The sequence below is a fragment of the Eubacterium sp. AF36-5BH genome (assembly GCF_003460505.1).
Taxonomy (GTDB): Bacteria; Bacillota; Clostridia; order Lachnospirales; family Lachnospiraceae; genus Eubacterium_G.
Genome location: NZ_QTVG01000006.1, coordinates 230,442 through 244,571, shown reverse-complemented (window position 1 = coordinate 244,571; position 14,130 = coordinate 230,442). Strand labels below are relative to the sequence as shown.

9 protein-coding genes are annotated in these 14,130 nt (G+C 34.7%); all 9 read right to left on the bottom strand.

Annotated features, from left to right (window positions below; genetic code table 11):
- Window positions 1-13: 13 nt before the first annotated feature.
- Window positions 14-1,012 carry a LacI family DNA-binding transcriptional regulator gene (locus DW006_RS08140; protein WP_117999820.1) on the bottom strand — a complete coding sequence of 333 codons (999 nt, stop codon included), beginning with the start codon at window positions 1,010-1,012 and terminating at the stop codon, window positions 14-16.
- Window positions 1,013-1,084: 72 nt separating this feature from the next.
- The gene (locus DW006_RS08135; RefSeq protein WP_117999819.1) at window positions 1,085-2,488 is read right to left on the bottom strand and encodes a family 16 glycosylhydrolase; all 1,404 of its coding nucleotides are present in this window, start codon (window positions 2,486-2,488) and stop codon (window positions 1,085-1,087) included.
- 60 nt (window positions 2,489-2,548) lie between these two features.
- Entirely contained in the window at window positions 2,549-3,505 is a 957-nt protein-coding gene (locus DW006_RS08130) for a carbohydrate ABC transporter permease (protein ID WP_117999818.1), read from the bottom strand.
- Window positions 3,495-4,583 carry a sugar ABC transporter permease gene (locus tag DW006_RS08125; RefSeq protein ID WP_117999817.1) on the bottom strand — a complete coding sequence of 363 codons (1,089 nt, stop codon included), beginning with the start codon at window positions 4,581-4,583 and terminating at the stop codon, window positions 3,495-3,497. Before DW006_RS08125 ends, DW006_RS08130 begins: the two co-directional genes overlap by 11 nt.
- Entirely contained in the window at window positions 4,583-7,102 is a 2,520-nt protein-coding gene (locus tag DW006_RS08120; protein WP_117999816.1) for a DUF5696 domain-containing protein, read from the bottom strand. Before DW006_RS08120 ends, DW006_RS08125 begins: the two co-directional genes overlap by 1 nt.
- The gene (locus DW006_RS08115) at window positions 7,086-9,149 is read right to left on the bottom strand and encodes an L-dopachrome tautomerase-related protein (protein ID WP_117999815.1); all 2,064 of its coding nucleotides are present in this window, start codon (window positions 9,147-9,149) and stop codon (window positions 7,086-7,088) included. Before DW006_RS08115 ends, DW006_RS08120 begins: the two co-directional genes overlap by 17 nt.
- 10 nt (window positions 9,150-9,159) lie before the next feature.
- A complete protein-coding gene (locus DW006_RS08110) occupies window positions 9,160-10,029 on the bottom strand; it encodes a carbohydrate ABC transporter permease (RefSeq protein ID WP_117999814.1) in 870 nt (289 codons plus the stop codon).
- 16 nt (window positions 10,030-10,045) lie between these two features.
- Window positions 10,046-10,999, bottom strand: coding sequence for a sugar ABC transporter permease (locus DW006_RS08105; protein WP_117999813.1), 954 nt, complete (start codon window positions 10,997-10,999; stop codon window positions 10,046-10,048).
- Window positions 10,999-14,121, bottom strand: a complete 3,123-nt coding sequence (locus DW006_RS08100; protein WP_117999812.1) for an extracellular solute-binding protein — start codon at window positions 14,119-14,121, stop codon at window positions 10,999-11,001. The genes DW006_RS08105 and DW006_RS08100 overlap by 1 nt, the downstream gene beginning before the upstream one ends.
- Window positions 14,122-14,130 lie beyond the last annotated feature (9 nt).

Below are 14,130 nucleotides of genomic sequence, written 5' to 3'. Positions count from 1 at the left end.
AATAATCTCCTTTTTATTTGCGTTTTCCGCATGAACTTCTGTAAACCATCTTTGGTGAAAGTTTTGTAACTGTACCGCTCCTGTCACCATCATCGTTTAATAATCTGAATAATTCATTTGCGCTTGCACTACCCATTTCTGTAATTGGGCTGTGTACTGTTGTAAGTGGAACGCCATAATAGCCACTAATTGTGCTGTCATCGTATCCTATTACGCTTACCTGTTCAGGAACCTTAATTCCCACATCCTGTAGCGCTTTTATGCAACCCCAAGCCATTTCGTCATTGGCACAAAACATTGCATCAGGAATCTTTATTCCACTTGATAGCATAGAGCGCATCTCGCTGTATGCCAGGCTCTCTTCGTAGTAACCTCTTAAAACAATGTCTTCATCAATTGGGAGATTATGCTTCTGCATCATTTCAACATATCCCTGATAACGATGTTTGTCATCTCCCGTATCATTTCCGTGCATGTAACCGACTCTCTTATGTCCTAATTTTAATAAGTAATCAATTGCCATTGATGCGCCCAATTTGTCATCAACTAAAACGCCTGAAATGTTCTTACCTTTGCTATCTCTGTCAATAAATACCATAGGGATATTTACTGTTGCAATTCTTTTTACATAATCACCTGTTAAGTCTTCATGGTAAATAATTGCGCCTGCAACACCTGATGCAATAATCATTCTGTATATTTCATCCGGTGAGTTGTCATTACTTATATAAATATTTAACATGTAATTATTTAATTTACACTGTAAATGAATTGCCTGTGTTAATACCTTATAGAAATCACCTTGTAAACTTGTTAAAAAGAGGCCTATTGTATTTTTTCTATTAGACTTTAATAACTTTGCATTCATATTTGGTATGTAATGAAGTTTTTCTACTGCATTTAATACTTTTTGTTTTGTCTCTTCACTAACGATATCTGCGTTATTAAACACATTTGAAACTGTTGATATTGCCACTCCCGCTTCTCTGGCAACGTCTTTTATTGTAACCATACAATAATCCTCCTAATCTACTTGGAAAGTTTCGCAACAAGGGAGGCTTAAAGCCTCCTTGTTACTTTATTTTTACTGATATACTCTTACATAATCAACGTACATCTTATCCTGATATACATCATTAACTCCGCCGTCCGGGTAAGTCTTTGTGCCTACTTTTGTCCAGTAGTTTGTTCCGATATTTCCACCAAGTGTTCCACCAATAGCACAGTTAATAATTAAGTAGAATGGCTTGTTAAATGGCCAAATACTGCTGTTAGCCCAAGCATTTCCTGTAGCCATATATCTTGATGGGTTATATGACCATGTTACCTTACCATCAATTGTAAATGTAACTTCCTTGGCATTCCAAATAATACCATATGTATGATATTCGCTTGTTGCTGTAGCTACTGTAGTATGCTTGTATTTGTTACCTGAACTTGTTGGCATACCATTGAATTTTGTATTATGAATTGACTGTGGAATAACTGTCTTTGATGCTTCACTCATTGTTTCTAAAACATCAATTTCACCACATTTTGGCCATGTACCATAATTACTATCATTACCTAACATCCAACATGCAGCCCATGTTCCCTGTCCTTTCGGTAACTTAGCTCTAAATTCAACCTTACCATATGTTAATGTATATAATCCTCTTGTCCAAAGTTTTGTTGAATAAATTGAATTATTTACAACTGTTTTTGTTCTAGGATTCCATTCGAACTGTGGCTTAATAATAAGATTTCCATCTTTAACTTCTGAATATTCCGGCTGATAATTCTGTCTTTCTTTGTTTCCAAAGCCAGGATTTTCCGGACCACCGTTACCAGTTGCGCCTTCTGTAGTCCATTTTGTTGAATCAATTGTTGTTCCACTAAATTCATCATTCCAAACCATCTTACGAACTTTGTCTGATACTACGTTTGAGAACTTTGAACATACATAAGTCTTACCTCTTACTTTTGCAATAGGTTTAATCTTGAAGTAATAAGTTGAACCTGCTGTTAAACCATTAACTGTTGTTCTTGTAACTTTTCCAACTGTTGTTACTTTAAATCCACTCTTTGAGTTTGTTGAATAGTAAATCTGGTAGCCTGTTGCACCGCTTACACCAGTCCACTCTAATGAAATACCATTAGTTGCTGTGTTCTTTGCGTAATCAATTGATGTTGCGCCAGGTGTAACCTTAACAGTTACTTTCTTCTTGCTCTTCTTTACTTTTACTGTAATTTTGCAAGTACCAGGCTTTTTAGCCTTGATTTTTCCTTTTTTTGAAACTGTAGCAATTTTCTTATTGCTTGATGTAAACTTAGCACCTTTTTGTTTAACTTTAATTTTGCTGCTGTTTCCTGCGATTAAAGTAACTGTCTTCTTAGACTTGATTGTTACTTTTGCCTGTGCTGTTGTTGGATTTCCTACATAAACTGTAGTAACAACCATAGCGATTGCTAATGCAACAGATGTGATTTTCTTTAACATCTTATTCATATTTTGCCCTCTACTTTCATCTGTTAGAACAGATGCTTTACGCACCTGTTCTAAAATGTTTTATTCACCTGTGATACCTGTATTTTCGATACCTTCGATGAACTGTCTCTGTACGCATGCGTACAATACTAACAATGGTGCAATTGCTATAAGTGTAGCTGCCATCTTGATGGCTTCGTTTAACTCACTTACGGCATTTGAAGTTGAACCGTTATCAAATAATGATAATCTTCCCGGTAATAACTCTAAAGCATCACCTGTCAGTATGTTAGTTGTATATGTTTCATTCCAGTTAAATACGAATGAGAATAAGAATACAACTAAGATTGTTGAAATTGATAATCTAATTGCTACATGATAGAAAACTTTTAATGAACCGGCACCATCGATCATTGCTGCTTCATCAAGTGACTTTGGTATCATGTTAAAGAAATTGTAGAATATCAATACCAACATTGTTGAGTATGTTCCCTGTCCTAATAATGCTAATAAGAACTGTGGAACAACTGTGTTAATTAATTTAAATCCTAAAATGCTTTCAACTGTACTGAACATCATAATTCTTGGTACTGTTAAAAGTGGTACCGGAAGAATGAATGCCATAATTAACATTACAAACCAGAAGTTTCTTCCTCTAAATGTGTATCTTGATAATGCAAAACCTGTTGTTGCTGATACAAATGTCTGAGCAATAGCAAGTAATGCTGAGTACCAAATTGAGTTTAAAATTGATGTTGGAATATCAAGTGTTCCAATAGCATTTTTAAAGTTATCTAATGTTGCATGTTTTGCAATCCATGTAATTGATGGATCAATTAAGTCCTTTGTTGTCATAATTGATTTGGAAATCATTTCAAAGATTGGCTCTAAGAAAATGAATCCAATACAAATTAATACAAAGTAAATTGCAAATTTTGAAATAATGTTTACAGCTTTTAATCTCTTTAATTTGGCAAAGTTGATTTTCTTAACTGATGACAAATCAATCTTCTTTGCACTGTTATTTTTATTTGCCATATAACTTTGCCTCCTTTGCCTGATGTCTCTTCTGAGAATTTAATCTTCTCTTCTGCTGTTTTTCCAGCTTCTTTAATTTCTTTTCCTGCTTCTGTCTTGCCTTGATATCTTTTGGTTTCTTATCTCTAAATAGTAAGAACACAAATCCAACAAGTAAGAGTACCACTAACGCGTATATCCATGCGTAAGTTGCGGCATATCCAAGACCTGAACCTGTTTCACCTGTCTTTTCCTGAATTAACTCATATAATGGGTTAATTGAGCTGAACATACCAAGCTGTATTACTGTGAAGACTGTAATAATAAGTCCAATCTGTTTTAACATTGGAATTGTTATCTTCCACATAATCTGCCAAGCATTGGCTGAGTCAATCTTTGCTGCTTCGTAAACACTTGGGTTGATTTTCTGTAAACCATTGATAAATAATACAATTGGAATACCTGTAAACCAAAGTATAATTGATAACTGATCAAATACACCTGCTAGGGCATTTCCAAGTGCCGGTGAATAACTGTCTATAATCTGCATAATAAATATATTTAAATATGCATTGGTTGTTTCTGGCGCCGCGGCTGATGTAGCAGCCTGAGCTGCGGCCTGTCCTGCGGCCCCCTGCACTTCCATAATCTGTGTCATAACCGGACCAGACATGATAATAACAGGTAAGAAATAAATTGTTCTCAAAACACCCTTACCTACTTTAATCTTATTTAAAAGGTAAGCGATAATAAATGATAATACTACTACAATAAATGTGTAAGGTATAATCATCTGTAAATACTTAATTAACGCAGGTGTAAATTCACTATTTCCAATGAACGCCTTAACGTAGTTTCCTACGCCTGTCCATTCAATTTCATATCCTCTGATTGTTCTCTTTACATTTGTAAAACTTAAATAAATAGTAAATACAAATGGGAACAATGTAAATAATGCAAAACCTACAATCCAAGGAGCCATGAACATATAACCTGTTCTGTCCTGTCTCTGCTGGTATGTACGCATTTTCTTAGCCTTTTTTGGCTTGTCTTTTTTAGGAGTTGTCTTTACTTCTGTTGTCTTCTTTTCTTCAGCCATTATTTAACACCTCCTTCAATTACTTCTGCACTCTGTGCAGCTACTTCTGTATTTCCTACAGTAACTTTATCCTTTGTATAGTTAATTACTATACTCTTTGTATCTCCGTCTTTCTTGTATGTATTAACGATAACACCGTCACTTACTACCTTACGGCCTGACCACTTATATCCAACAACCTTAGATAATGGTGTGTTGACTTTGTTGTAAATATCTTTTACAAGTTGCTCATACTGTTCAAACTCTGTTGAATAGTAGTCTGATGAAGTTGTTGATGCTAAAAGATATGATGGTTCCTGTGTTAATACAAATGAAGGACAAATATTGTAGTCAATCATTCTTAACTGGTCTGTTGTTGAGTAGAATGAAAAGTTTGCATATGGTGCATATACTTCCATTGTACCGTTAAGTACCATCTGTAAAAATGGAACTGTATCTGTTTCGTATACATACTGTGATGTTCCTACAGGTGACTGTAAGTATCTGTCTGTGTATTTCCATAAGTATTTGTTTGGTGCTACTAAGTTAAGTGTTGTACCATTCTTCTTCATTTTCTGTAATGAATTCTGATATAACTTAATTGCATCGCTTACTGTTGTTTCTACACCATCACTACTGTATGTACTAACTAATACATTTGATGCTCCGTCAATTGTAAATGACTTGCTGTCTTCTCCTAAGTCTTCATATAAGTCATCCATCCACTGTGCTGTCTTCTTAGGAAGTGCATAACCAAATTCTGTTACTGGAGCATTCTTTGGTAAAATATCTGTTTTATCAACCTGAAGGTATTTTGTATTTAAGTGCTTAGCAGCGTTGCTGTAGTAACTTACCATATCTTCATTAATTGTTGTAAACTCTCTTGAGAATGAAATATCAACATTCTTCTTAGCAAAATCAGATATTAATGAAGTAAACTTACTTTCACTTCCTACGGCACTTGAAAAACTTGTGCTGTTTGGCTTTGATAATGTTTCTCCACCGCTTTGCCATCCGATTAAACCTGTATTAATATTTTCAACTCCATCTTTTGTTAACTTGCTTAAGATGTTTCTTACATCATCAGCAGTTGTTACTGTTACCTGCTGTGTTGAGAATACACCTTTCTTTGAATCTGACATTAAGAAGTCAACTCTAATTGGAATGTTTGAACCTTCTGTTGTTCTTTCTTTCAATGTTCCATTATCAATTAAATGCTGTCTGTATGCCTGAGCCATACCTGCGTAATCTGCTGATGGTGTTCCATCACTTCCATCGCCACTTAAGAACTGATATGTCATTGAAATATCAACCTTGTTTGGTGTATCCTGTGTCTTTCTGTAAGAATCACCCTTCTGGTTTGTTACCTGATAATATTCTGAATTGAACTTAAATGTTGGGTAAGCGTATGTATATCTTACTTCACCTTCTGCTGTTGTTGAAGGGACTGCATTTATGCTCATGTATTCATCACCCTTATCAGCGTAAGCAACAAATGCTGCCTGTGTTCCATCACCATGTGAAATACCGAATACCGGCATTGTTGGTTCCTGTACAGGAACAACGTCATCGCTTGTTGCATAATATGTTAAGTTTGTTGATGGATCTGTTCCATAAACCTTACCCTGATATTCACTGAACTTTGTATTGTTTGTTGCGAATCTTACTAAAGCTCCACTTCCGTCAGGTATTAATGCATAACCAGGTGTTAATTCTTTTCCCTGTAACTTAACCCAGTCAGCTTCTTCTTCATCATATGCTAATGTAGCACCACCACTTGTTCCTAAGAACGGTGTAATGATTACGTTAGCGATTTTCTTGATGCCTGAACCTGTAAGTTCTTTATATGGTATATCGTATTTGATATTTCCATCATCACCGAATGTAATATATACATTCATGCCTAAATCATCATCACCAAGTTTGAATACACATTCTAATTTGTATTCTCCCTTTTCTTTATCAACTTTGCTAAGTCCTGATTTTCCATCATTCTCACTAGCTGCTGCTGATGAAACTCTTGTAATCTTCATACTCTTACCTGAACCTGTATAATACTCAACTGTAACAATTGAGTTTGCAAATGCTGCATACTGGTCATTAGTAAATGATGAATCCTTTGGTGTGTTGGCAAGTTCTTTAACCTGCGCAACTGTCATTCCCTTTTCCTCAGCGTAATCTTTGATTTCTGAAGGATCTTTATCTTCTTTTGCACTTGTTACAACATCTAAAGCTTCTTCAATTTCTTTAGGAAGTGCAACATCTACACCTGTTTTCCAAACATATTTTGTCTTTGTGTTTCTAACTAAGATAATATCGCGGTCATCTCTGAAATAATATTCATAATTACCTTTCTTACAAAGTAACTGATATGCGTTTGTTACTTTCATATTAGATGTTACCTTGTCAGGTGCAGGTCTTGTATCTCTATTTGTATTCAAGAACGCAGCTGCTACTGCAGCGCTAAGTGAAAGGACGCATAAGAGACATACCACAAGTGCTGTAATTTTAATCTTTTTATGTTTAGCTGCCTGTAACATTTCTTATAATCTCCTTTCCTACTGTTACTAAGAAATCTTTTAACTGTTCCCACATGATAATAACTACTAAAACAACGATTGCTGCAATAAGCATGAATACTACTGTGATTATCAAACTTACTACTGTATGTTTAAAGTCATAATCATGAACTGTTGAAAGACCTTCAAATATAAGAGCAATACTCCAACATACACCAATTATCATAATAACTGTTAAGATAAATGATTCGTTGTATGTTAATACGTATGACATAATAACTGTTGCTACCATTGATATCATTGCAGGTATTAATCCGTATGCAGGTATTAAGTAAACCTGTCTAAATGTACCATCACCATCTGTAATTGATGTTACAAGATAGTTACAAATAATAAATAAAATTAATATTGCAAAGAAACCTACGATAACCGCTCCCATATCCATGTCTTCTACTTTTGAATACTGGTAAATAAATCCTTTACCTGTCTGGTATAACATGTATACTCCGAAGAAAACAATGTATAAGATCGTTGCAGCTATCACTGAACCGTTCTTGTTTACTCTAATATCATAGTATCTGTCAATTGGATGTTTTGTTATCTTGAACGCATAACCTAATTCACCAATAACAGGTGTATTCTTAAGTTTTTGTCCAAGAGCTCTTTTCTTTTTCTTAAGTACATGATTCTTATCAATGAATCCGATAGCAATCTTAATTGCAATAAGAATAACTAAAACAATTAAAACTGTTCCTAACCACTTCTGGATTGATTTATTTCTTACTTCCCAGAATGCGTTTGAATAACCGTCTCTGTTTCCGGCAATTTCAAAATGTTCCATTGCTTTGTCATAAACTTCATCATTGTAGTAAGCTTTTGCTACACCGTTATGAGCAAGAACTGACATCTGGTTAAGTCTTAATACATAATTCCAATCTGTAAGGGCTTCTTTATAATCACCATTTTCATATTCTTTTAAAGCCTTGAAAATAGTCGTTGCATATTCTGTTGGTGTAAATGACTGTAAGTATCCTTTTTCACCATCAGCTGTCCAGATGTTTCCACTGTTATCTACAGCAATTGTTGTAAGTGATGTAAATAAACCTGAAATATCTTTGTCTGCTGCTTCTGCACCTAACTGGAAGATTACTTCACCCTGACTTGTATATACCCAAATCATACCATGTGAATCACTTGCGTAAATAATACCGTCTTTGTTTGCAGTAACATCTGTTAATGCTGAAGAAGTCTTAACATTCCCAAGCATGTTAGTACCATTTGTACTATGCTTCTTAAGTAAGTCATTTCCTATACCCATACATGTTGAATATGCTGCACCATTTGTATCTACAAAAACATTAGAGAATGTAGATGGAAGAGTATTTAATAGCTCTGATTTTTTCTCCTGTTCTTTTGTATAAATTAATTTTAAGAACATCTGCTGTGGTGTTAATTTTGACTTATTTGATGTGAAGTATCCTAAGAACTTACCTGTGTTTGCCAACTGAATTACACCTGCGTAAACACCTTCTGAAACGATGTAGATGTTGTTACCGCTATCTACTGCAACCTTACTTGGTTCGTAGTTTGTATCAGCAAAAATAGCTGCTGTTGGTTTTAAATAACTTCTTACGAATTTAAAATCCTTTGTGAATTTGAATACCGCTTTCTGTCCTACGTCAGCAACATATAATTCACCGGCATTTGTTCTAAATACACCCTTAGGACTTTTGAATCCAGGGAATCTTTTATCGTTAACTGTTTTACCATTTAGGATTCTTACGATTTTCTCAGTGTTTAAATCGTAAATAACAATTCTCTGATTTCCTGTATCTGCTATGTAAGCAATGTTGTTATCATCAATTACCATATCTTCAGGATCTGATAATTCTAAGTTTGTTATAGTTCTGTCAGGCAAATATGCATCCTGTGTTCTAACCAATTCTCCCTGATCATCTTCTGTATATGAGTAACTGGTTGCCTGTGATGCTGCCACTGGTAACACTGACATTACCACAAATACCAAGGCTAGAAACAGAACTAAACTTTTTTTCATAATTTTTTTCATTTCTGCCTCCTTACTTGATACCTGAACTTGCCATTGTGTTCATAACCTTAGACTGCATACAAATGAATATAATCAAGTTTGGCAAGAATAAAATCAAACTTGATGCAGCTACCATACCGGCTGCCGCTACAGCATTGTTTACACCAATGGAGTTACAATAGTATGTTAATGTTCTTAATGCTTCGTTTGTAATATAGTTGTTTGATGTTTCCACGTTGTTCCATACCTGCTGGAATGTAAGAACCACAGATGTTGCAAGAGCCGGTTTTGTTAAAGGAATAATTACCTTTCTTAATATAGTAACATCTCCTGCGCCGTCTACTACCGCTGCTTCAATTAACGCATCTGGAATACCATCAACGAACTGTTTTACTAAGAATAAACTTACAGGCATCGCAATCAATGGTAAGATATGTGCAAACCATGTATTGTACACGCCTAAGTTTACGATAATTAAGTATCTTGGAATAGCTACGGCTGTTGCTACGAACATAAGAGCCATCTGGTTTACTTCCCATAAAGCACCTTTGATTTTGAACTTCTTCTTTGAAAGTACATAGGCTGCCATAATCGTAATGAGAATTCCAAGCACTACTGTTAATACTGCTACGATTAATGAATTTAAGAAATATCTGGACATTGGAATTCCTGTTGATCCTGATAAGTTCAATAAATTCTTAAAGTTATCCAATGTTGGATTTTGTACAAATAATGTTGGTGGGAATTTAAACAATTCTCCCAAAGGTTTAAATGCATTATTTATCATAAATATTACCGGAAGGATCATAAATATTGATAATGGTAATGCAATTATATGAAACTTAATCTGACCACGTGAAAAACGTGTTGGATTAATTCTGTTCCCCTGAAAACCTGCCATTTATGTATCCTCCTTTCTAATATTCTTCTTTCTCTGTAAATAATGTGTTTGCTACTTTACTACATACCCATACCAATGCAAGAAGTGCAACTGATACTGCAGCTGCGTAACCCATCTCGTATCGAACGAACGCGTAATCATCAATATGGTTGGCTATCAACTGACCCGAATAATCAGGTGTTGGGTTTGCACCTGCCAACGCTACACCAATCCAGCCCATGTTAAATGCGTTTACAATTGACATAACCGCACCGAATAACATCTGTGGTTTCATTGATGGGACTGTAATATAAATAATTTCCTGGGCTCTGTTTTTGATACCATCCACATAAGCTGCCTCATATAATTCCTGGTCTATGTTCATAATACCTGATAACATGGATAAGAAACCGATACCCATTGATGACCATAATGATATGAATATCATAATCTGCATAAAGTAGTCAGATGATATTAACCACTGAATAGGCTGATTTATAAAGCCTAATTTCTGTAACCATGCGTTAGCAAGACCACTTTGGTCACCTGAGAAGATTGTTTTCCAGATAACCTGAATCATAATCTGACCTGACAATGAAGGTGTGTACATTGCTAAAGCATATAGTGTTCTTGCTCTTGGAGTAACCTGAGCAAGAATCCATGCCATAATAAACGATAATACATAACCACCAATACCAACTACAATAGCGTAAAGTACAGTGTTAGGTAAAACGTATTTCATGAAAACTTCATCACCTGTAAAAAGAGTAATGTAGTTTGTTAACCCTGCAAACTTTGGCATATTAATAACGTCAAAGTATGTAAATGATAAACCAATAGCTATAAGTATTGGCAATAATATAAATGTAAAGAATAGCAATCCGTAAGGAAGTAAAAGTAAAAATGATCTAAATCCTTCAGTCTGGTAGAATTTTTTACCGCCTTTTGGCTTTGTGGCTGTTTTCTCTACTGCTGCAGCTGCACTACTCATTATTTGCTTACCTCCTCTTCCGGATTAGTTTTCGCTTTATCCTGATTTTCTTTTATCCAATCGTATCCACGAAGTTTGAATTTCTTAACCATTTTTTCGTTCTCGTCATAATATCCAAGTTCCTGCATCTTACGTACGATTTCCTTGTTAACATCATTCTTAGCTTCATCAACAGCTACCTGACCGGCTATTCCGTCGAATACCATTGTTGTCCAAATATTAGAAATTGTTCTTTCTAATAGGTACTGACCAGGTGTTCTTGTAACGTCTGTTACATAGTCAAGCTGTTCAGTAATAACCTTCTTATCAGCTTCATCCATTGGGTTATTCTGTAATGCCGCCTTGTTAGCTGATAACCAGAAGAATGTCTTACCATAAGATGAACGTAATGTATAAGTATATTCTGTCTGAACTTTTTTGCTTGTCCACCATTTTAAGAATTCCCAAGATTCATCTTTCTTATTTGAAGTCTTGAAAATTGCTCCACCTGTACCATTTGCAACGAATGTTCTGTCAATGCTACCATCTTCCTGTTCTGTTCCAAGATATGGAGCGATAGCCCATTTGCCCTGCAATTCTTTTGCTCCATTGTTAATCAATGTATAATCTTCCATTCCAATAATACCAATTGGATCAGTTGAATATCTAAATGAGTTAAAGAAGGTCTGTACTGATGTTTCAAGTGAATACTTTGTAAATAAGTTACCTAACAATGACAATCCCTTTACAGATTTCTTAGAATCAATACCTGTTGTAACAAGTCCGTTTTCGTCCTGAGTATATAATTCTCCACCATTCTGTAAAATCATTGGGGATGTCTGGTAGAACCACTTGTAACCTGTTGTACCTAATGCAATGTTATGGTAGAAGTTCATACCATATCTCTGTAATGTTGGTAAAATATCTATTAATTCATTCCATGTACTTGGAACTTTAAGTCCTAAGTTGTTAAAAATGTCGGTTCTGTAAACTATAGCGTTAAAGTCTGTTGTTTCAGGAATTGCATACATACCTTCATTGTATACGTATGATACAAAAGATCCTGTTGGGAATCTTCTTGCCACTGTCCAGAAATCATCGAACTTTGTTAAATCATATAAAGCACCACGACTTGACAAATCAAAAGGTACATAAGACATAAGTCCTAATGCTACGTCAGGTGTTTCTTTCGCTGCAATAGCCAATGTTAATTTTGCAACATCAGGCATTGTAGAAACTTTAACCTTAATGTCTTTTCCTGTTTTTTCTTTGTAATAAGGAACAAACTCTGTATCTACCATTTTCTGTAACAAATCTACATGAGTGATAGCTCTATTTACCCAAATAGTTAAAGTCTTGCTGTCCTGACTTGCTCCTGTAGCATATTTATCAGATGTAAATGTATTTACCAATGTTCTAATTGATGTCCACATTGAGCTACCTGCTGATGAATTTGGCTTTTCAATCTGTCCTTTATCAGCAGTTACATAAATTCTATCTAAAGTAAATTCATTTGCTGTAACTTCTGTTGTGAAATTACTTAATGAAACTAAGATAGAGTTATTAGCTCCCGTTAAGTCAGCTGTGTGCAAAGCAATTTCATCAGGATATTTCTGCATATCTTTAATGAACTGTTCCGCTTCATCTAAATATGTAAGCACCGCACTTGAGTTTCCATTAGGTGAATAATCCTGAAGAATATATCTAATATGCTGAATTACTGTCTTATATGCTTTTAAATATTCTGGAATTTCCGGTATATATTTTGTCATCTTCCAGTTACGTTGTGTGTCAACATCACTACCTGTAATCTTTTTGATTTCCAATTCAAAATCAGTAATGTGCTGCTGAAGTAATAATGCATATCTGTAAGCTTCCATTACAGGCTGGTTTTCCTGCTTAATAGAAATTGTATGCTTACCTTCTGTTAAATAAATGCTATATGCATTACCATCTTTGTCTGATAATGTTTCATTAGCGTAACCTGATGAAACTGGTGCGAATGCGTAGTTATAAAGTTCGCTAAAAGGTACTTCTCCGTCAATCTTAATTGTCTCAAAAGAATCAAATTCCTTCTTTCCATTATCGTAATGGAAAGTAAGATTATAGTTACCTGCTTTCTTTACATTAATAGTATATGTAACTTCAATACCTGCTGCATTCCACTGTAATGTATTCAATTTTTCTTTATCTATGTTGAATCTTGTAAGTGAAGATTTTGTTTCTGATCCATATACTGCATCAGTTGAATTTTTCTTAGTATAGTATACTGCATCAACCTGTAATGCATCGGCACTATCTTTTACTAATTCTGCATTGCTATGTTCTGATGCGTATTCCTTATATGACTTAGTATTGTCTTTGCCAGCTTCTACCTGAAGCTTACCAACTGCCAAACCACTTGATGAAACGTTTTCAATTGTAATCTTATTAACACCCTTTTTAAAATAGAATGAAAGTGGTGAGCTTGAAACGTATGTATTATTGTATAAATATGTATTTGTCCATTCCTGAACTCTATTCTGACTTGGTGCTATTTCATCGCCATAACTATCTAATGGAAAACTCTTTTTCTTATCACTACCTACATATGTTTTTGTGTCTTCATCTGCCCATATGATTGGTAATGCAATAGTGTTCATTTCTGAATACTGTTGCTTTCCATTTACTGCAAGTTTTACAGTATAATCAGACAATGATTCGCCAATAGAAATGTAATCAAGGTTCAAATAATATAAACCTTCTTTATCTACTTTGACTGTATATTCAGCCTTATCATTATAATTCAATTCAGTCATTGTTGAATTATAGTTTGTAACAGCCTTTGGCGTTGTGTCATCAGTGCTGTCTTTCTTCTTATTGTTATAGAACTTATTAGCATCAATTCCGTCTTTCAAACTAGCAACATGAGTTCCTTCACCAATTGTTGTGTTCTTCTTTATGAAATCGGTGTAGTAAACTTCTGCTTCTTCTCCATCGCTTAGATAAGCTGTAGAAAGTAAATTATATGCTTTTTCAAAAGTGTTACTATCTACATCTTTGATATGTGATGTTTCTGTTTTGAAAACAAATTGTGTTAAAACAAGTGCAGCAACAACGATACAAACTATAGCTATTATAATAGTAGTAATCTTCTTTTTCATTGTTGTCCT

What these genes read in the sequence shown, in the direction of transcription:
- DW006_RS08140 (WP_117999820.1), bottom strand. Translation starts at nt 1,012, where the DNA reads ATGGTTACAATAAAAGACGTTGCCAGAGAAGCGGGAGTGGCAATATCA.
- DW006_RS08135 (WP_117999819.1), bottom strand. Translation starts at nt 2,488, where the DNA reads ATGAATAAGATGTTAAAGAAAATCACATCTGTTGCATTAGCAATCGCT.
- DW006_RS08130 (WP_117999818.1), bottom strand. Translation starts at nt 3,505, where the DNA reads ATGGCAAATAAAAATAACAGTGCAAAGAAGATTGATTTGTCATCAGTT.
- DW006_RS08125 (WP_117999817.1), bottom strand. Translation starts at nt 4,583, where the DNA reads ATGGCTGAAGAAAAGAAGACAACAGAAGTAAAGACAACTCCTAAAAAA.
- DW006_RS08120 (WP_117999816.1), bottom strand. Translation starts at nt 7,102, where the DNA reads ATGTTACAGGCAGCTAAACATAAAAAGATTAAAATTACAGCACTTGTG.
- DW006_RS08115 (WP_117999815.1), bottom strand. Translation starts at nt 9,149, where the DNA reads ATGAAAAAAATTATGAAAAAAAGTTTAGTTCTGTTTCTAGCCTTGGTA.
- DW006_RS08110 (WP_117999814.1), bottom strand. Translation starts at nt 10,029, where the DNA reads ATGGCAGGTTTTCAGGGGAACAGAATTAATCCAACACGTTTTTCACGT.
- DW006_RS08105 (WP_117999813.1), bottom strand. Translation starts at nt 10,999, where the DNA reads ATGAGTAGTGCAGCTGCAGCAGTAGAGAAAACAGCCACAAAGCCAAAA.
- DW006_RS08100 (WP_117999812.1), bottom strand. Translation starts at nt 14,121, where the DNA reads ATGAAAAAGAAGATTACTACTATTATAATAGCTATAGTTTGTATCGTT.